16 protein-coding genes and 1 riboswitch are annotated in these 18569 nt (G+C 70.7%); of the genes, 8 read left to right on the forward strand and 8 right to left on the reverse strand.

Annotation, left to right across the window (positions count from 1 at the left end; genetic code table 11):
• The first annotated feature begins 61 nt into the window (after positions 1 to 61).
• The 3 genes from Raf01_RS12245 to Raf01_RS12255 are packed head-to-tail and all read left to right on the forward strand — an operon-like array spanning position 62 to position 3236.
• Positions 62 to 1192 carry an acyl-CoA dehydrogenase family protein gene (locus Raf01_RS12245; RefSeq protein WP_239133551.1) on the forward strand — a complete coding sequence of 377 codons (1131 nt, stop codon included), beginning with the start codon at positions 62 to 64 and terminating at the stop codon, positions 1190 to 1192.
• Positions 1189 to 2037 (forward strand): phosphate/phosphite/phosphonate ABC transporter substrate-binding protein, encoded by an 849-nt coding sequence (locus Raf01_RS12250; RefSeq protein WP_203917941.1) that lies wholly within the window; start codon positions 1189 to 1191, stop codon positions 2035 to 2037. Before Raf01_RS12245 ends, Raf01_RS12250 begins: the two co-directional genes overlap by 4 nt.
• The gene (locus Raf01_RS12255) at positions 2034 to 3236 is read left to right on the forward strand and encodes a sulfurtransferase TusA family protein (protein ID WP_203917942.1); all 1203 of its coding nucleotides are present in this window, start codon (positions 2034 to 2036) and stop codon (positions 3234 to 3236) included. The genes Raf01_RS12250 and Raf01_RS12255 overlap by 4 nt, the downstream gene beginning before the upstream one ends.
• A 50-nt stretch (positions 3237 to 3286) precedes the next feature.
• Here Raf01_RS12255 and Raf01_RS12260 read toward each other — a convergent pair whose 3' ends face one another.
• Genes Raf01_RS12260 through Raf01_RS12280 form a run of 5 tightly spaced genes read right to left on the reverse strand, consistent with a single transcriptional unit; the run spans position 3287 to position 9476 of the window.
• On the reverse strand, positions 3287 to 3535 hold the full coding sequence (locus Raf01_RS12260) for a hypothetical protein (RefSeq protein ID WP_203917943.1): 249 nt from the start codon (positions 3533 to 3535) through the stop codon (positions 3287 to 3289).
• Positions 3532 to 3798, reverse strand: a complete 267-nt coding sequence (locus tag Raf01_RS12265) for a DUF7161 family protein (RefSeq protein ID WP_203917944.1) — start codon at positions 3796 to 3798, stop codon at positions 3532 to 3534. Before Raf01_RS12265 ends, Raf01_RS12260 begins: the two co-directional genes overlap by 4 nt.
• Complete coding sequence (locus tag Raf01_RS12270; protein WP_203917945.1) at positions 3795 to 5186, reverse strand: protein kinase domain-containing protein; 1392 nt, start codon at positions 5184 to 5186, stop codon at positions 3795 to 3797. The genes Raf01_RS12265 and Raf01_RS12270 overlap by 4 nt, the downstream gene beginning before the upstream one ends.
• A complete protein-coding gene (locus Raf01_RS12275) occupies positions 5183 to 8674 on the reverse strand; it encodes a protein kinase domain-containing protein (protein WP_203917946.1) in 3492 nt (1163 codons plus the stop codon). Before Raf01_RS12275 ends, Raf01_RS12270 begins: the two co-directional genes overlap by 4 nt.
• Complete coding sequence (locus tag Raf01_RS12280; protein ID WP_203917947.1) at positions 8667 to 9476, reverse strand: FHA domain-containing protein; 810 nt, start codon at positions 9474 to 9476, stop codon at positions 8667 to 8669. Before Raf01_RS12280 ends, Raf01_RS12275 begins: the two co-directional genes overlap by 8 nt.
• Before the next feature lie 95 nt (positions 9477 to 9571).
• Between Raf01_RS12280 and Raf01_RS12285 the strand changes: the two genes are divergently transcribed.
• Positions 9572 to 11086, forward strand: a complete 1515-nt coding sequence (locus tag Raf01_RS12285) for a hypothetical protein (protein WP_203917948.1) — start codon at positions 9572 to 9574, stop codon at positions 11084 to 11086.
• A 90-nt stretch (positions 11087 to 11176) separates the two neighbouring features.
• Here the strand turns inward: Raf01_RS12285 and Raf01_RS12290 are convergent, their stop codons facing one another.
• Complete coding sequence (locus Raf01_RS12290; RefSeq protein ID WP_203917949.1) at positions 11177 to 11584, reverse strand: nuclear transport factor 2 family protein; 408 nt, start codon at positions 11582 to 11584, stop codon at positions 11177 to 11179.
• A gap of 199 nt (positions 11585 to 11783) precedes the next feature.
• Here Raf01_RS12290 and Raf01_RS12295 point away from each other — a divergent pair, with 199 nt between their 5' ends.
• The 4 genes from Raf01_RS12295 to Raf01_RS12310 all read left to right on the forward strand — a co-directional run bounded on the left by Raf01_RS12295 (position 11784) and on the right by Raf01_RS12310 (position 14933).
• The gene (locus Raf01_RS12295) at positions 11784 to 12671 is read left to right on the forward strand and encodes a phosphotransferase family protein (protein ID WP_203917950.1); all 888 of its coding nucleotides are present in this window, start codon (positions 11784 to 11786) and stop codon (positions 12669 to 12671) included.
• A 40-nt stretch (positions 12672 to 12711) separates the two neighbouring features.
• Positions 12712 to 12834: riboswitch (cobalamin riboswitch) on the forward strand.
• A 35-nt stretch (positions 12835 to 12869) separates the two neighbouring features.
• Positions 12870 to 13085 carry a CbtB domain-containing protein gene (locus Raf01_RS12300; protein WP_203917951.1) on the forward strand — a complete coding sequence of 72 codons (216 nt, stop codon included), beginning with the start codon at positions 12870 to 12872 and terminating at the stop codon, positions 13083 to 13085.
• 31 nt (positions 13086 to 13116) lie between these two features.
• Positions 13117 to 13977, forward strand: coding sequence for a CbtA family protein (locus Raf01_RS12305; RefSeq protein ID WP_203917952.1), 861 nt, complete (start codon positions 13117 to 13119; stop codon positions 13975 to 13977).
• 5 nt (positions 13978 to 13982) lie between these two features.
• Positions 13983 to 14933: a (2Fe-2S)-binding protein gene (locus tag Raf01_RS12310; RefSeq protein WP_275412980.1), complete on the forward strand. Its 951-nt coding sequence runs from the start codon at positions 13983 to 13985 to the stop codon at positions 14931 to 14933.
• A 68-nt stretch (positions 14934 to 15001) separates the two neighbouring features.
• On the opposite strand, the gene Raf01_RS12315 is transcribed toward Raf01_RS12310, so the two are convergent.
• The gene (locus Raf01_RS12315; protein ID WP_239133552.1) at positions 15002 to 15979 is read right to left on the reverse strand and encodes a ribonucleotide-diphosphate reductase subunit beta; all 978 of its coding nucleotides are present in this window, start codon (positions 15977 to 15979) and stop codon (positions 15002 to 15004) included.
• 71 nt (positions 15980 to 16050) lie between these two features.
• Positions 16051 to 18510, reverse strand: a complete 2460-nt coding sequence (locus tag Raf01_RS12320; protein ID WP_203917954.1) for a ribonucleoside-diphosphate reductase subunit alpha — start codon at positions 18508 to 18510, stop codon at positions 16051 to 16053.
• Between the last annotated feature and the right edge of the window lie 59 nt (positions 18511 to 18569).

Raw genomic sequence — 18569 nt, forward strand, 5'->3', positions numbered from 1 at the left:
GACGCGCCGAGCCAGACTGGCCGGACGAAGGACGGCAATTCACGGTCGTGAGGAGAGCGTTGTGACCGATCAGTACCTGTCGCGGCTGGAGGGAGTCATCGCCGACGTCGTCGCGCCGACGTCGACCATGGTGGACCGCGAAGGGGCGTTCCCGCGCAAGGCCGTCGACGCGCTCGGCGCCGCCGGAATTCTCGGCCTCACCAGTCCGGTGGAGGCGGGTGGTGCCGGTGCCGGGATGCGCGCCGCCGCCACGGTCGTGGAGCGGCTGAGCCAGGAGTGCGGGTCCACGGCCATGGTCGTGCTCATGCATTACGCGGCGGTACCAGTCATCGCGGCGCACGGCCCGGACGACGTGTGCGCCGCGATCGCCGGCGGTCATCACCTCACCACCCTCGCCTTTTCGGAGGCCGGCTCCCGTAGCCATTTCTGGTCTCCGATGAGCACCGCGACGCGCTCCGCGGGCGGCGTACACCTGTCCGCGAACAAGAGTTGGGTGACGTCGGCCGGCGAGGCCGACAGCTACGTGTGGTCCAGCCGACCGCTGATCGCCGACGCCGGGACCACATTGTGGCTCGTGCCGTCCGACAACCCGGGGTTGGCGGTCGCCGGTGCCTTCGACGGGCTGGGGTTGCGTGGCAACGCGTCCCGACCGATCCGCGCCGAGAGCGCCGAGGTGCCGGTCTCGGCCATGCTCGGTGCCGACGGCGCCGGCATGGACGCCTCGATGCAACTGGTCCTGCCGTGGTTCCTGGTGCTCAGCGCGGCGTTCAGCCTCGGCCTGATGCGTGGCACCGTTCGTGAGGCGGTCGCCCACCTGACCGGTACCCGGCTGGAGCACCTGAACCAGACGCTGGCCGAGCAGCCGCTAGTGAGGTACGACATCGGGCGCATGCAGATCCAGCTGGACCACACGGCGGCACTGATCGAACACACGCTCTCCGGGCTGGAAAACGGCACCGACGACGCCCTGCTGCGGGTTCTCGAGGTGAAGGCAGCGTCGGCGGAGGCGGCCATCACGGTCACCGACCTGGCGATGAAGGCGTGCGGCGGAGCCGCCTTCCGTCGCGAGCTCGGCATCGAACGACGCTTCCGGGACGCCCGGGCCGCGCGGGTGATGGCACCGACCACGGATCGGCTGGTGGACTTCGTCGGCCGTGCGGTCTGCGGGATGCCGCTGCTGGATCCGGCGTGACGGAGGAGAGCCTGCTGCTCGGCGCGGTCGCGTACGACCCGAAGGTCGTCGCCATCTGGACCGGCTTCCGCCACTGGTTGCGCGAGCACGAGCTGCCCTTCGACTATGTGCTCTATTCGAACTACGAACGGCAGGTCGAGGACCTTGTCGCCGGCCGGATCCACGTGGCATGGAACTCGCCGCTCGCCTGGGTGCGCGCGTTGCGGCTGGCGGCCGCGGTGGGACGGACGGTGCGACCGCTGGTGATGCGGGACACCGACCGGGACCTGACCTCGGTGGTGGTGGTACGCGCCGAATCCCGGATCGGTCGAGCGTCCGATCTGGACGGACGGTCGGTGGGCGTCGGCGCCGTCGACTCGCCGCAGGCCACCCTGATTCCTCTGGCACACCTGGCCGCGCTCGGGGTGAAGGTGGAGGTGCGGCGGTTCGACGTCGGCGTCGGCCTGCACGGCGACCATGTCGGCGGTGAGCGGGACGCCGTCCGGGCGTTGCTGGCCGGCGAGGTCGACGCGGCCGTCATGCTCGACGGCAGTCACCTGACGTTCACCCGGGAGGGGGTGCTGCCGCGCGGGGCGGTCCGGATCCTCGCGCAGACCGCACCGTACGACCACTGCAACATGTCGGTGGTCGACCTGGCACCGGCCGACCTGGTCGACCGGTTCGGGTCGTTGCTGCTCGGCATGGCATACGAGGACCCGGCCGTGCGACCGCTGCTGGACCTGGAGGGCCTGACCCGCTGGATGACCGGCCGTACCGGCGGCTACCACGCGCTGGACGCGGCGGTCGAGCTGTTCGGCTTCTACGGTCCGCGCGGTGAACTGGTGTTGCCGGAATACTCACCGTGACGCGGCATCGGGTGGACCTGGCCGGGCTGGGTGTGGACCGCGGTGGCCACCTGTTGCTGCGCCGGGCGCTCGCACCGCTGCCGCTGGGCGAGCGGCTTCAGGTGTTCGGGCACGACCCCGCGTTGCGGGTGCACCTGCCGGCGTGGTGCCGTTCGGAGGGGCACCGGGTGGAGTCGCCCGAACCGGATTCGGAGTCCGGCCTGGTCGCGGTCGTCGTGCGGGGCGAAGGACACGACGGGCGGTGGGCCGGCGCCGGCCGGGCCGGATCGGGGCGCCGCGGTGAGGTGGAGAAGGCGCCGCCGGCCCGGTGGGGTCTGGCCGTCCGCGGCGCTCGACTGGAGGAGGGCGGCCCGGAACCGTACTTCGACCTGGACGACCGCGACCTGGTGTGGGCGAAGGTGGCGCCGCAGCTGTATGCCCACGCCGCAGCCCGGCAGTGGGACCCGGACACGGCGGTCGCCTGGGACGAGCCGTTCTCGACACCACCGGACGTCGAGGCCGCGGTGGTTCAGGTGATGACGTACCTGGTGGAGAACGAACAGGTCGCACTCGTTGTCCCCGCCCGCTTCCTGGGCCGCGTCCACCCCCACTTTCGCGAGGTGGTGCAACTGCTCGCGGTACAGGTCGCGGACGAGGCACGTCACATGGAGGTGTTCACCCGGCGTGCGCTGCTGCGCGGCGACGAGCTGGGCAGTTCCTCGGTCGGCGGTCGGGCCTCACTGTTCACTCTCGTCGAGGAGACCGACTTCACGACCTCCTCGTTTCTGCTGTCCGTGCTCGGTGAGGGCAGCTTCGTCAACCTGCTGGACTTTCTCGTCACGCACGCGCCCGATCCGGTGACCCGGCGGATCGCGTGGCTGGCCATGCAGGACGAGCGCCGGCACGTCCTGTTCGGCGTGTCCCACCTGGCCGAGCAGTCCGCGGCGGATCCGAAGCTGCGCGGCCGGCTCCGTGCCTCGATCGAACGCCGCAGTGACGCGCTACGGGACACCGTCGGGCTCAACGCCGACGTCTTCGACGCGCTGCTGCTGCTGTCCGCCGGCTCCTGGCATCCGGAGGAGATCGAGGCCGGTTACGCCCGCGTCCAGCGGCTGCGGCACGCGATGGACGAGGGGCGGCGCCGCCGGCTCGAGCGCCTCGGCTTTCCCGCCGACGAGGCCGCCGCGCTGTCCGCGCTGCACACCCGCAACTTCATGTGATCGACGCACCGGTGACCCGGCCGCCCTCTCGCCCGGCCCCCTGTCGCCGGTCACCGGCCGCCGCGCCGCCGCTGCTCGGCTTCGAGTTGGTCGGCGAGCGCTGACCGCTCGGCCTGGTGCCGGGCGAGCAGCGGAGCGCTGAAGGTCTCCCACTCGTCCTCCTGGCCCATCGTCATCCCGCCACCGTCCACTTCGGACTCGACGTCCGGGTGGTCGTCGAGGAACGCCGCGAACAGCACACCCATCTCCTGGCTGTGCCGGCGGTTGAGCGCGATGCGTCGTGGGTCCATCGTCCTCACGTTTCTCTCCGTGGATCTTCGCAGAGCGCCAACTGGTCGTAGACGACCAGAGCGATGCGCGTGGGGTCGTCCGGCGGGTGTACCCGCAGGGTGTGGTGCGGGTTTGGGTGATCGTCAAGGATGACAACCGTTTCGATCCCGGCCGGCAGGTCGGCGGGCCAGTCGATCTCGTTGGTGGGTTCCTCCACGAGGACCCGGGCGAGCTTCCCCCGAAGGCCGGCCTGGTGGTAGCCCAGCGGTGTGAGGCCCTGGTTTTCGGTCACGGTCCGCTCCCTTCCTCGTCGCCGGGGTGCCGCACCCTCGGCTGATTCCCCGCGACGGCGAGCAACGCCTGACGCAACTGTTCGGCCGTCTGGAAGGCGCCCTTCGGATCCTCGCGGAGCGCCTCGTCGATCACCTCGGCGAGGGCCGCCGGGATGCCCGGCTCGCGCTGGCGAACCGGTACCGGCCTGGTTTCCAGGATGGTCTGCCAGGGATCCCTGCCGTGCGCGAAGTCCCGCGGGTGCGCACCGGTCAGGGCGTGGTACAGGCACGCGGCGAGTGCCCACACGTCCACGGCCGGGGTGACGTGCCGGAAGTTGATCACCTGCTGGCGCGGAACGTACCAGGGCTTGCCGGCGGTCGTGCCGGTCCGGGTCAGACCGCTGAGCCCGGCCTGGTCGAACGCCTTGGCGAGGCCGAAATCGCCGACCTTCGCCACCGGTGAGCCCTCGGTGCCGCCCAGCAGAACGTTGTGCGGCGTCAGGTCGCGGTGCACGACACCCTCACCGTGCGCGTACGCCAGCCCCTCCAGGGCCTGGCAGGCCAGCCGCACGGCCGCGGTGGCTTCCAGCCGCCCACCCTCGCGGGCCAGGAGTTGGTCCAGGCTGCCGCCGGCGCAGTACTCGGTGGTGAAGTAGAACGTGCCATCCGCGAAGCCGGTGTCGTAGAGCGCCGCGATCTGGGGATGCCGCAGCGCGGCGGTGAGTTCGACCTCGCGGAAGAACCGCGTCCGGGCGGCCTCGCTCGCGGCGACCCTGGGCAGCATGACCTTCAGTGCCACCTCCCGGCCGGTGTGCTCGTGGCGGGCGAGGTACACCGCGCCCGTCCCGCCGCGACCGAGTTCCCGAAGCAGCGTGTACCCGGCGATCGGAGCGAGTTCGCGGCGCCCGCCCTGGGCGAGGTTGACCAGGTGCTCGGCCGCGACGCCCGGCTCGGCCTGGCAGCCGGCGCAGCACTCGGATTGGCTGCCCAATTCCCGATCGCACGCCACGCACCGGTCCAGGGTGAGGGTGCGCTGCTTCGGGGGAAGGCGGATGTCCACCCGGAAGACGGTCTCGCCGAGCCGGAGTTCGTCGCCGTCGGCCAGGTCGTGTTCCGGGAAGGGCAGTGCCGCGCCCTCCTCCGGCGTCTGGTGGGACTCGCGTTGGCCGATCTTCTTCCCGTTGACGAACGTGCCGTTGAGGCTGCCGAAGTCGCGGACGCGCGCGTCGGGCGGGTTGATGTCGAGCAGGCAGTGATGGCGGGAGACGGTGCGGTGGTACTCGTCGCTGGGCAGTCGGGGCACGCAGCCGGTGGCGCGGCCGATGACGCAGGTGGTCCGCTCGTCGAACACGTACTCGGTGCGGTCGAGCCGGCCCCGGATAAGCCGTAGCGTCACGGTGGCTGTCATCCGCCGGTACCGTCATCCCGCTCGGCCGCGTCCGCAGCCTCGAGGTCCCAGTCGAGTTCCCAGCGCCGCAGGCCGTTGACGCCCCCGGTGAGCAGGAAACGACCGTCCGTCGTCAACGCGAGGCAGCTGACGCCCTTCTCATAGCCGTCGAGGACCCGCACGCACCGTCCACTGCGGACGTTCCACACCGTCATGAACGACCAGTGGGCGCCGGCCACCGCGAAATGCCCGTCCGCGGTCATCCGGATAGTGTGAAACCCGTCCGGCGGGGGTTGGTCGAACGTCCGCACGACCTTCCCGGTCGTGGCATCCCACAACCGGAGGCCGTCGTCGTCGCCGGAGAGCGCGAGACGCCCGTCCGCGCTGAGGGAGACGCTGCGGATCTGGGCGGTGAGCCCCCTCCGCGACGGGTCACTCAACCGGCGCACGGGCCGGTCGCCGGGCGGGTCCCACACTTCCACCGCGCCGCCCCGGACCGTGACGAGACGGCCGTCGTCACCGACGCACAGGTCGTCGATGCTCCAGCCGGCGTGCCGCAGCTCTCGTGTCGGGGACCCGGTCTCCACGTCCCAGTACCGGACGATGCCGTCTCCGCCGCCGACCACAGCCTGCCGACCGTCCGGATGGAACCGTACCGGCATCGAGCGGTGCATCAAACCCTTCGTCTGGTTCAGCACGCGCAGGCACGCACCGGTGTCGAGGTCCCACAGCCGCACCGTGCCGTCCCGGCTGGAGGACAGGGCCCGCCGCCGGTCGGGGCCCAGGGACACCGACTCGACCATCTTCTGGTGGCCTTCGAGTACCCGCAGGCACGTCCCGCCCTCGAGGTCCCACACCCGCACCGTCCCCTCGCCGTCGCCGGAGAGCCCGGTCCCGCCGTCGTCGGACACGTCCACCGCCAGTACCTGCTTGCTGTGTCCGGCCAGCCACATCGACGACCAGGCGGTGCGCAGCTCCGTCCGCTCGACGCGGCGGGCAAGTGCCCACCAGGCCGACATGACGCGCGGAGCCCGCTCGTACCCCTCGATCGCGCGCGCCTGCCGGAGCAGGTCGAGCGCCGCCGGCAGACGACCGCCCGCCATGGACTGGTCGGCCTCGGCCAGCAGCGCGTTCACCCGGCCGCTGATCCGGCTCAACTCGACGTGCCGGCGCGGCCGGGACAACCGTGGCGTGCCGCGGTACTCACCCGGCAGCTGCCACTGTCGCACCGTCCCGTCCTGGCCGGCCGACAGCCCGAACCTCGTGTCCGCGTCCAGCTGGACCACGCTGGTGTCGCCGCGGTGCCCCTCGAAGGTCCGCAGGCACCGTTCGCTGTCCAGTTCCCACAGCCGGACGTGACCGCCGTCGCCGGAGAGAAGGAAACGACCGTCGGCGCTGAGGGAGAGGCTGTCGGGTGTGCTCCCGCCGGTCAGCAGGCGCACACAGCGACCGTCGCTGAGGTCCCAGACCCGGATCGTCCCGCCGTGTTGTCCGGTGGCGGCGAACCGGCCGTCGGTACTGAGACACAGGGCGGTCACCCCGGAGTCGTGTCCGGCCAGCTCCCGCCGGCACCGCCCGCCGGCCAGGTCCCACAGCCGCACGACGGTCTCCCGGTCGCCTTCGCGCCCGCGCCAACCGACCGACAGCCCAAGGCGGCCGTCGGCACTGACCGACACCAACCGTCCCGCCGCCGCCCCGTCGAGCGTCCTTTCCCGCCCACCGGGGATGTCCCACATGCGGAGCACGCCGTCCAGGCCGGAATAGAGTGCCAGGCGCCCGTCGGGAGTCAGCCGGACCGCGGTGTGTTGCACCCGCAGGGCCAGCTCGCCGATCCCGTCGCTGCCGTCCCAGGACGGCGGGTTCGGGCTGGCGTAGAGGCGGCGGGCCCTGGGTGAGCCTCCGAACCGGCTCTTGGTCAGCTCCCAGAACCACACGGTCTCGTCCTCACAGACGGAGACGGCGAACCGCTCGTCGGGCGTGAGGTCGACCGCGTGTACCGGCCGGCGGTGCTTCTTGAGCGTGCGCACGCACCGTCCACTATGGACGTCCCAGAGCCGGACCGCGCCGTCCCAGTCGCCGGACAGCATCGAGTGTCCGTCGGGGGTCAGGGCCACCGCGACCCGGTGCTCGTTCTCCTTCAGTGAGTACCGGTCACGCGGGCGTCGGGGCCACGGCACCTGCCACTCGCGGGCGCAGCGGGCGTCGACGACCTCGTGGGAACGGACCAGGGTCAGGGCCGCGAGGATCTCGGGTTCCTCCGGCCGTTCCCTCGCCACCTCGTCGAGCAACGCACGCGCCGTGCTCAGGTCGCCGCGTTCCAGATGGATCTGGGCGAGCACGTACCGGATCTCCCAGGGGTCACTGGTGTCCGCGCGGGTCGCCTCGATCTCGGCGATGAACGCGTGGTCCGGGAGCACCCCGCGGCGCCACCTCGCCAGTCCGGCGTTGTACCTGGCCCGCGCGTTGCGCGGATCGGCTGCCAGCGCCTGCGCGAACGCCTTGTCGGCCTCGGCCGGCCGGTCGAGGTCGAGCAGCGACACCGCCCGGTTGTTGAGTTCGTCGGTGAGCAGGTCGGCCGTGGCGGGTACCGGTCGCGGATAGGCGTGGCCGGCGACGCCCGGGTAGATGCCGATCAGCTCGGTGGCGATGTCGGCCATGGAACCCGGCCGGTCGGCGGGATCCCGGCGCAGGCACCGCGCGAGCAGATCGCCGAGGGCCGGCGGGATGGCGACGACGCTTTCCGCGTCACCCGTCCGGTAGCCGGTCAAGGCGGCACCCGCGATGGGTCCGGCCATCCAGGTCGCCTCGCCGGCGCACATCTCCAGCACCGACACGGCGAAGCTGTAGATGTCGGTGCGCCGCCCCACCGGCTTTCCCGCCGCCTGCTCGGGTGAGGCGTACAACGGCGTCATCCCGGTGCCGCCGGGCACCAGAATGCTGGCACCGGGCGGCGCGTCGGGGCCGGCCGTGGCCTCCAGCTCCCGTGCCCGGGCCATGCCGAAGTCGGTGACCTTCGCGGTGACCGAACCATCCTCGGTGTCGAGCAACACGTTGGCGGGCTTGACGTCCCGGTGCACCAGGCCGCGGCTGTGCGCGTGGTCGAGTCCCCACGCGGTCTGGATCGCCACGTCCAGGATCCGAGCCAGCACCTCGGGGGGCTCACCCTGGTACAGCCGCCGGTCGCGGATCCACTCATGCAGGCTGCCGCCGGGAACGTACTCGGCGAACACCCGGGGCACCCCGCCGAGCACGCGGACGTAATAGCAGTTGCACACGTGCGGATGCAGCCCCAGCGACACCCACGTCTCCGCCTCGGCGACGAACCGCCGCTGATCCTCCGCACTGCGGAACAACTCCGGTCGCGGGCTCTTCACGGCGAGGTCGATGTCCCAGATCAGGTGCCGGACCCGGTGCACCAGGCCCATCCCGCCGAGTTCGTGTACGAGGGTCACCTCGTACCGGCCGTCGACCACCTCGCCGACCCGCCAGGTGTCCGTGGCCTCACCCATGGTCTTCGTCTGGCTCCTCGCCGAGCAGGTGCAGATCCGACGGCATCAGCGTGGTGCTGAGCAGCAGAGCCTGGATGAGGTTGTGGTTCAGCGTGTTGCCCACCGGTTCGCCGACCCCGTCCTCTCGACGGATGCCCGGAATCGGATCGGGGCCTTCGGCCAGGCGCTCGCGTACCGCCCCGACGATGTGCGCCGCGACCTTCGGAGTCCACTGCCTACCGTCCGGTAGCCGGCTGAGGTCGTGAGCCACCTGGTTCCACGACACCGGTTGCGGGTAGGGCTCCTGGCGCAGGTACCGCTGGGCGAGCGCGGTCAGCACCAGCCGCTCCACCAGACTCAGGTCGTACACATCCGGCGACCTGGTCCGGCTGTGTTCACCGGTGGCGGCGTCGGCGGTTCGGGAACCGACGACGTGAATCTCCAACAGATGCGAGCGGCGCCTCGGGGAACCGAGGAGCAGCGGGGTGTAGCCCGGTTCGATCAGCAATTCGTGGCCGGACAACAGCATCGCCTCGCCCGGCAGGCGGATCGGCAGCTTGCCCCGGTTGCGGAGCCACCACTCCCGGCCGTCACCCACAATCACACCGTGCAGTCGGCTGACATACGGATCGTTGACGCCGATGGGCACGTGGACGTCGTCCTTGTCGCGGCCGAAGTGAAGGGTGAACTTCCGGGGCGGTACGGCGAATCCGCCGTCGGCGGCCAGAGCGAAAATGGTGCCGGGCGGCGCCGGCGGCACCCCGTCCGCCAGGCTGCGGATGGAGTCCGGTAACACCTGCGGCACGAATTCCCTGGTCGTCACCCCGCGCTCCCAACCTCGCGCTTTCTGCGCCCAAACCGCACGTTAGCGCATCCGGTCCGGGACCGGTCCCGGTCGCCCCGTGCTGTCATCTGCGTATGGATGCGGCGCGCGCGGTCTCGTTGGTGGTGGATTGGATCCGGTCCCACGGCCTGGACTACCCGACCGAGGGGTTGGAGGCGGACCGGTTCGATGTGGGTTGGTCCGTGTACGCGCCGGTGGACATCGACGAGACCGATCCGATGGCATTCCTGGAACTTCCGGTGGGGAGGTCCGTGTTCCTCATCGGCGACTGCGGGCGCGTCCAGGAATTTTCGTCTTCGGTACCCCCGCAGCAGGCGCTCGACCGCTTCATCGCCGATGAGCTCGCGCTGGGGTGCCTCGGCGGTGGATCCGACGAGTCACGGCTCCTGGCCGAGTTCGAGCTGCAGTTCGAGCGGATCCCGTCCGGGGCTCCGCGGGCGGTCAACGAACTCAGCGTCGTTCACGCCCCATCCGACAGCGCCAGCGTCGCCGCGGAAGCGTCCCGGCTGATCGATCCGATCGTCCAGCAACTGGCCCAGCTCGGGCCGTCCGGCTGGGAGCGGTTCTCGGCCGAATTCGCGTACACCGTCTCCGCCGAGATCGGCGACCTGCGGTTCTGGGTCCGTGGCCGGTCGGGGCTCGTGTCGGGGCTCGTGCCGGTGCCGGAGTCGATCGGCGAGCTGGTCCGGCGCCAGCGACGGGTCGCCGCGCAGATGCCGGCCGGGCCCTGGTGGCGGCTGCTGCTGAGCGTCACCAACCGGGGCGAGACAACGGTGAACTACGACTACGGGGACGAGCCCTTCCCCGACGGCCACCTCATGCTCCCCGAGCACTACCGCGACGACCTGGCGAGCTATCCCCGCGCACACGTCCCGGTATGGCTCGCCGGATACGTTGCCGGACCCGCCGCACAGGGCCGCGACCCGCACCAGGCCGCGACCGCGGCAGCCGCCGACGCCGCCGCGGGTCGTGCCGCTGCCGCCACCGACGAGATCCCGTCGCTTCCCGAGGTCTGGGCGCGCTGGGCGGTGCTCTCGGCGACCTACGCCGGCGCCGGAGCGGAGCCGGGACCGGAGCCGCGCATCTTCCCGGGCTACGCCTGGTATGAGAACGGACACCGCGACGGGTCCGTCCTCTTCCTGCTGCCCGGCGAACGCGCGGTGCTCTCCGGCGGAAGCTGGAACTCCGAGCTGCTCGATGCCGCCTACAACGGTGCCGGGCAGCTGCCCGACCTCTACGCCGGGGCTCCGGCCTGGGTCACTGACGGTGTCCTCAACACGCGCAACCGCAACGGCCTGCTCACCTTCTGCTTCTGGTGGGCCAACGGCCGGTGGTACCGGGGCGCCACCGACACGGACGACGAACTCGACGCCTGCCTCCCCGACGTCTGGACCCTCGACGAATCCATCCGGGCGATGACCGAGCTCACCGGTCCGCGCACGGCGCGCGCGTGCCGAACCCTGCTCACCGCGGCGACCGACCGCCAAGCCACCGCCGACCAGGTGGCCGCGCTCTTCACCGACCAGCCCGGCGCCGACGTCGACACCGCGGTCAACCAACTCGACCTGGCCGGCCTGCTGGCCCGGTGAGCCCTGCTGGCCCGGCGAACTCAACCGGGTCGACGAGCGTGGCGGACCGCCGGATGCCACTCCCGCGGCCGCACCGCGGAAGGCGCCCGATCAGGCACGCCCGGCGAACAGGGCGGCGGGCGGCAGGAGCCGGCCCTGCTGGACATGCGAATAGTCGCGGGCCTCGACCACCAGCCCATCGTGGTCGAAGCGCAGCAGCGTGCAGCCGGAAATGGTCAGCGGCTGGTCGTCCGGATAGGTGACCGCCCAATACTCCACGGCCGCCGAGTCGCCGTCGACCTGGGGTTCACCGAACCAGACCTCCGCCGGACGGGTCTCCTCGTCGAAGCATTCCTGGACGTAGGCGCGCAGCCCTTCCCGGCCGCGGTACGGGCGGAACATCGAGGCCCAGTGGTCGCCGTTTTCCGCCTGCAGGCCGACGATCCCGTCGACGTCCTTCGCGGGCCAGCCCTGGGCCCACGCGTCCGCCCACCGCTTGGCCGCCTCGCGGGTGTCCATGATGATGTCCTTCCTCGGATGGCTCGTTCGTCTGGCTCGTTCGTCTCGCCCGGCTCGTCTGGCTCGGCACGTCTGGCCCGGCTTGTCGGGAGTCGCGCCGCGACACAGACCAGTCGTAGCAGAGACGTACGACATAACCGCCTCGGGCGCGGCCCGATACGAGTGGCGTGCGCCTCGGAGTACCGGTTCAATTGCCGGCATGACTTTGGACGAACGACTGCAGTCGTGGGCGGTGGCCGCGGCGGCCCCGGGGGCGGACGTCATGGAGGTGCGCGGGCTGCGCGACGGCGGCTCGCCCTGGCTGCTGCGACTGAGCAGCGATGGCCGCGAGCGCGGCGTGGTGCTCCGGGTCGGACGGGATCCCGCGCCGCTGCGGACCGAGGTGGCCGCACTGCGGCTTGCGGAGCAGGCCGGTGTTTCCGCACCTGGGCTCGTCGCAGCCGACCTTGACGGCGACCCTCCCGTGATTCTGATCGAGCGGCTGGCGGGTGGCAGCGCCATCCCGGTTCACCCGTCGGTCGCGCGGCTTCGTGCGTTGGGTGCGGCGGCCGCCGCGCTGCACGCGGTTCCGCTCACACCCGCGCCGGCGCTGCCGAGGCGCGAACGGCCCATCGCGGTCGAGGACTTCGCCGCCCTGCGCCGCGCGGCCCAGCCGGATCCGTTGCTGGCCGAAGCAGAGAAGGCGGCGAACGACCGACCGGTACCGGGGGAGAACGTCTTCGTGCACGGCGACCTCTGGCAGGGCAACGTCCTGTGGACCGGCGACAACCTGGTGGCGTTGATCGACTGGGACTGTGCGGGCGCCGGGCCGGCCGGGGTCGACCTCGGGTCGCTGCGCTGCGACGCGGCGCTGTGCTACGGCCTCGACGCGGCCGACGACATCCTGCGCGGCTGGGAGGAGGCCGCCGGCCGTCCGGCGGAGGACGTCGCGTACTGGGACGTGGTGGCCGCGCTCAGCACGCCACCGGACATGGGCTGGTTCGTCCAGGCAATCAATGGGCAGGGCCGCCCAGACCTCGACCAGCAAACGCTCGTACGGCGTCGGAACGAGTTCGTCCGGGCCGCCCTCGACAGGCTGGCCGGCTAGCCGGTGTCGGGATGTTTGACGCGGACCGCAGGTGTCCGTACTGTCGAACCCACGTGATGGCGTGAGGAAGCTGGTGAAAATCCAGCACGGTCGCGCCACTGTGAGTGAGCCCCCCGCCAGGTGGCCACGGAGTCAGATACTTCGCCATCACGCAGCCCCGTGAGAAGAGGGACGCAAGATCCCTGAAGGAGGCCCTTCGTGAGTTCCGTATCTGGTTCCCGGGAAACGTCGACACCGCTCGTGCTGCCGATCTCGCGATCGGTGTTCTGGCTGGTCGGCACCGCTGTCGTGGCGCTACTGGTCTATTACTTCATCGGGGTCGACCAGGGCGCCCTGTCGATCTTCGGCAGCGACATGCACGTGCACGAGTTCGTCCACGACGGCCGGCACTTCCTCGGTTTCCCCTGCCACTGACACCGATCAGCGGACGGGTGGACAACCGAACATGGAGAAGAGACTGATCCTGCGCGGCGTGCTCGCCGGCGCGGTGGGCGGCGTGCTGGCGTTCGTCTTCGCGAGGATCTTCGCGGAGCCGGTGATCCAGCGGGCGATCAACTACGAGAGCGGCCGGGACGCCGCCCAGGCGGTGCTGGACAAGGCCGCCGGCATGGCGATGCCCGCCGACGATCCAGACATCTTCAGCCGCACCATCCAGGCCGACGTGGGGGTCGGCGTCGCGCTGATCTTCTTCGGCGCGGCGATGGGCGCGCTGTTCGCTGTCGTGTATTGCGTGTGCCTCGGGCGTACCGGCCGGCTGCGGCCCAAGCCGCTGGCGATGCTGGTGGCAGCGGCCGGGTTCCTGGGCATGTACCTGGTGCCGTTCATCAAGTACCCGGCCAATCCGCCGGCGATCGGGCACGCGGACACGATCCGGCAGCGGGGCTTCCTGTACCTGCTGATGGTGGGTTGCACCGTGGCGCTGCTGATCCTGACCGTGTGGCTGGGACGGCGGCTGCGTGCCCGGTTCGGCAACTGGAACGCGAGCCTGCTGGCGGGTGGCGTCTTCATCGTCGCGGTCGGCATCGTGATGGCGGCCCTGCCGCCGTTGGGTCACCTGGCGGCCAACCACTCGTACGGCAACCACCTGACCGAGACGCCGCAGCCGCTGACCGACCCGAGCGGCCGCATCGTGTACCCGGGTTTCCCGGCGGACGCGCTGTTCAGCTTCCGGCTGTACTCGGTGGCCGCCCAGCTGCTGATGTGGACAGCCATCGGCCTGGTGTTCGGACCGCTGGCCGCCCGGCTGCTGGAGCCGAACGCCTCCGCGGCACGTCCGGCGCGGCAGCCCGAGCCGGCCGGCGCCTGACCCGGATGAGCACCTGGTCGGGTGACGCCACGGCCGCGTCACCCGATCCGCCCGACCCGTCACCCAACGCCCGCTCGGAGGCCGCTGCCTGCTCGGAGGCCGCTGCCTGCTCGGAAGCCGACGCCTGCTCGGAGGCCGACGCCGGCTCGCAAGCCCACGCCGGCCCGGAAGCCGACGCCGAACCGGTGCTGCGTGCCGCGGCGGCGATCGGCCCCTACTTCACCTGGGAACCGTGGGACGGTGGCCCAGGCTGGCGGCCGCTGCGGGAGCTGCTGGACGCCGAGGTGATCGCGGAGCGGGTCGCCGTGGGGCGACGGGTACTCGCGCGGATGTCCGGGCAGAACCCCGACGACATCGGCGAGCGCGTGATCGCTTCGATCACCTTCCTCGGTCTCGCCTCCCGGCTTCTGTCGCCGATGCTGGCCGCCGCGGCGATCGGGGATGCGCTGCCGGTGCCGGACGGTGAGCGGATGTGGTGGCGTGCGGTCGACGGTGGCCCGATCCCGATCGCCTACCGTGGCCTCACCGCCACCGCCACCGCCACCGCGGCCACCGCCAATGCCGGCCGCGCCGGCCGCGATGCGATCGCCGGCCGCGATGCGGAGGCTATGGCGCACGCGCTGACCCGCACGGCGACGCGCGGCCTGGTCGCGCCGGTGCTCGAGGTCTTCCGCCGCAGGTTCGTCCTGTCGCCACAGGTGTTGTGGGGCAACGTGTCGTCGGCCCTCGGTGGCGCCGCGGGGATGATCGCCGACACGCTACCCGTCCACGCCGAGAAAGCCGCGGCCATCGTCGAACAGGCGCTCGCTCTGCCTCCGTTGCGCGGCACCGCCACCCTGACCCGCCCCGACCCGGCGCGGGCGCGGTGGTTCCTGGTACGGCGCAACTGTTGCCTCTACTACCGGATCCCCGGCGGCGGCATCTGCGGCGACTGTGTACTGGCGTCGAAGCGATAGCGGGCCGGTGTGCCGGCTGCCGCCCCGGGCGAGCGTGTCACCCGGGACGGCAGCCCGACAGATCCCGGTCAGAAGTCGTCGTCGAAGCTGACGCTTCCGGCCACCCCGACCTGGTAGGCCGAGACCCGCCGTTCGAAGAAGTTCGACAGCTCCTGCACGTCCTGCAATTCCATGAAGGCGAACGGGTTTCGGCTGCCGTACATCGGCGCGATGCCCAGCACGGCGAGCCGCCGGTCCGCGACGTGTTGCAGGTACTCGCGCATGTCGCTCAGCGACATTCCGGAGACCCCCTGCTCCAGCAGGTCCTCGGCGAACTGCGCTTCACACTCGACCGCCTCGGCGAGCATGTCCCTGACCTGTTGCTCCAACTCGGCGTTGAACAGGTCGGGCTCCTCGGCGCGGACCGTCTCGACCACGTCGAACGCGAACGCCATGTGCATCGACTCGTCGCGGAACACCCAGTTGGTACCCGATGCCAGGCCGTGCAGCAGTCCGCGAGAACGCAGGAAGTACACGTAGGCGAAGGCACCGTAGAAGAACAGGCCCTCGATGCACGCCGCGAAACAGATCAGGTTGAGCAGGAACGCTCGCCGGTCTTCGCGTGTCCTCAGTTCGCGCAGTTCAAAGACGGAGTCGATCCACCTGAAGCAGAACTCGGCCTTGCGCGCGATCGAGGGGATGTTCTCCACCGCGGCGAAGGCTTCGAAGCGTTCGCGCTCATCCGGGACGTACGTGTCGAGCAGGTTCAGGTAGAACTGAACGTGTACGGCCTCCTCGAACAGTTGCCGGGACAGGTAGAGCCGGCCCTCCGGCGAGTTGATGTGCTGGTAGAGGTTGAGCACCAGATTGTTGGCGACGATGGTGTCGCCGGTGGCGAAGAACGCGACCAGCCGGGACACGAGGTGCCGCTCGGCCGCGGACAGCTTGCCCAGGTCGGCGAGGTCGGAGTGCAGGTCGACCTCCTCGACGGTCCAGGTGTTGCGGATGGCGTCCCTGAACCGGTCGAAGAACCGCGGGTACCGCATCGGCCGCAGGGTCAGGTCCATGCCCGGGTCGAGCAGCAGGTTCCGGCCACCGGTGTGGGCGCCGGTGGTGGTGCGCTGTTCGGGAATGGTGGTCACTGGCATGCCTCGCAGGACTCGGGGTTCTCCAGGGAGCAGGCCAGCGCCTCGGCGTCCGGACCGGCCAGGATCGGGATGGCGGCTGCGGGCGCGAAGGCTGCGGGCGCGAAGGCTGCGGGCACGACGGCGGTGGGTGTGACGGCCGTTGGTGAGACGGCGGCGACCGTGGCCTGCTGGATCCGGGTGGCCGGGCGCGAACGCAGGTAGTAGCTGGTCTTCAGCCCGGCTTTCCAGGCGTACAGGTACATCGAGGAGAGCTTGCCGATGGTGGGTGCGGCGAGGAACAGGTTCAGCGACTGCGACTGGTCGATGTAGGGTGCCCGGGCCGCCGCGAGGTCGATCAGTGCCCGCTGCGGTAGCTCCCACGCGGTGCGGAACAGCTCGCGCACGTCGGCGGGCAGCTCGGCGATGCCCTGCACGGAACCCTCCGTACGCTTGATCTGTTCCCGGATCGCCTGCGTCCACAGGCCGCGCGCCTTCAGCTCCCGTACCAGAAAGGTATTGATCTGAAGGAACTCGCCGGACATCGTCTCGCGCTTGAACAGGTTGGAGACCTGCGGTTCGATGCATTCGTAGCACCCGGCGATCGACGCGATCGTCGCGGTCGGCGCGATCGCCACGAGCAGGGAGTTGCGCAGGCCGTGCGCCGCGATCCGCGACCGCAGCGATGCCCACCGCTCGGTCTGCGACGGCTGCGCGCCCCACAGGTCCGGGTGCAGATCGCCTTGGGCGGCGCGGGTTTCGGCGTAGGCGGGGTGCGCCCCGAACCGCTCCGCCAGGCCGGCCGAGGTCTCCAGCGCGGTGAGGAAGATTTCTTCCTGTACCCGGGTGGACAGCTCGCGCGCCTGCTCGGAGTCGAACGGCAGCCGCAGCGTGAAGAACGCGTCCTGCAGGCCCATCAACCCCAGCCCGACCGGCCGCCAGCGCGGGTTAGACGCCGCCGCCTGCGGCGCCGGGTAGTAGTTGATGTCGACCACCCGGTCCAGGAAGACGACCGCGGTGCGCACGGTCGAGCGCAGCTTCTCCCAGTCGACGCCCTCGGCCGTGACGTGCGCACCGAGGTTGACCGAGCCGAGGTTGCACACCGCGGTCTCGTCGTCGTTGTTCACCTCGAGAATCTCTGTGCACAGGTTCGACAGGTGAATCGTGTTGCCCTTGTGTGACGGCGAGGATGCGCCGGTCTGGTTCGACAGCCGGTTCGAGCGGTCCTTGAACGTCATCCAGCCGTTGCCGGTCTGCGCGAGGGTGCGCATCATCCGGCCGTACAGGTCGCGGGCCTTGACGGTCCTGACCGCCTTCTTCTCCGCGGCGCGGTAGGCGTCGTCGAACGCCTCCCCGAACAGGTCGGGCAGTTCCGGCGCGTCGGACGGATCGATCAGCGACCAGTCCTCGTCGGCCTCGACCCGGCGCATGAACTCGTCCGGGATCCAGTTGGCCAGGTTCAGGTTGTGGGTACGCCGGGACTCCTCACCGGTGTTGTCCCTCAGTTCCAGGAACTCCTCGATGTCCGGGTGCCACGGCTCCAGGTACACGCAGGCCGCGCCCTTGCGCCGGCCGCCCTGGTTGACCGCCGCGACGCCGGCGTCGAGCGTCTTGAGGAACGGCACGATGCCGTTGGACTTGCCGTTCGTCCCGCGGATCAGCGCACCGCGTCCCCGCACCCGAGTCCAGGAGATGCCGATCCCACCGGAGAACTTCGACAGCCGGGCCACCTGCTGGTACCGCTCGTAGATGGAGTCCAGTTCGTCCTTCGGCGAGTCCACGAGGAAACACGACGACATCTGGGTGTGCCGGGTACCAGAGTTGAACAGCGTCGGCGAACTCGGCAGGTACGCAAGCGACGACATCAGCCGGTAGAAGCCGATCGCCTCGCCCGGCGTCTCGGACAGGCCGCACGCCACCCGCAGCAGCCAGTACTGCGGCGTCTCCACGACCAGCCGGGTCTCCGGGTGGCGCAGCAGGTACCGGTCGGCGACCGTGCGCAGGCCGAAGTACTCGAACCGCAGGTCGCCGTCCGGGTCGACGGCGTCGTCGAGCTTACGGGCATTCCGCGCGACGAACGCCGCCGTCTGGTCGCCGATCAGTCCCCGCTCGTGGGCGTAGCGGATGGACTGGGAGAAGCTCGCCACCCCCTGGCCGCGGACCTCCTTGTCCACGTACGCGGCCAGCAGCCGCGCCGCCAGCCGCGAGTACTGCGGCTCCTCACCGATCAGCTCGGCGGCCGTCTGGATCGACAGCTTGTCCAGCTCGGCCGTTGTCGCCCCGTCGTAGAGCCCGCTGATCGTCTTCGTCGCGACCCGCAACGGGTCGACCTCATCGAGATCGGCGACCCACCGCTCCACCGCCCGGACGATCTTGTTGACGTCCACCGTTTCCAGGTCGCCGTTGCGCTTGCGTACCTGCATCACGTGCCGCCGCTGCTCCGGCACCACGGTTCGTTCCCGCGTGACCGTCATGGTCCCCCTCCTCACGCACTGCCCGAGGTCGTCGGGCGCGCAGGGGGACGCCACCGGGC

This window comes from Rugosimonospora africana (assembly GCF_016862975.1).
In the GTDB taxonomy this organism is placed as follows: domain Bacteria; phylum Actinomycetota; class Actinomycetes; order Mycobacteriales; family Micromonosporaceae; genus Rugosimonospora; species Rugosimonospora africana.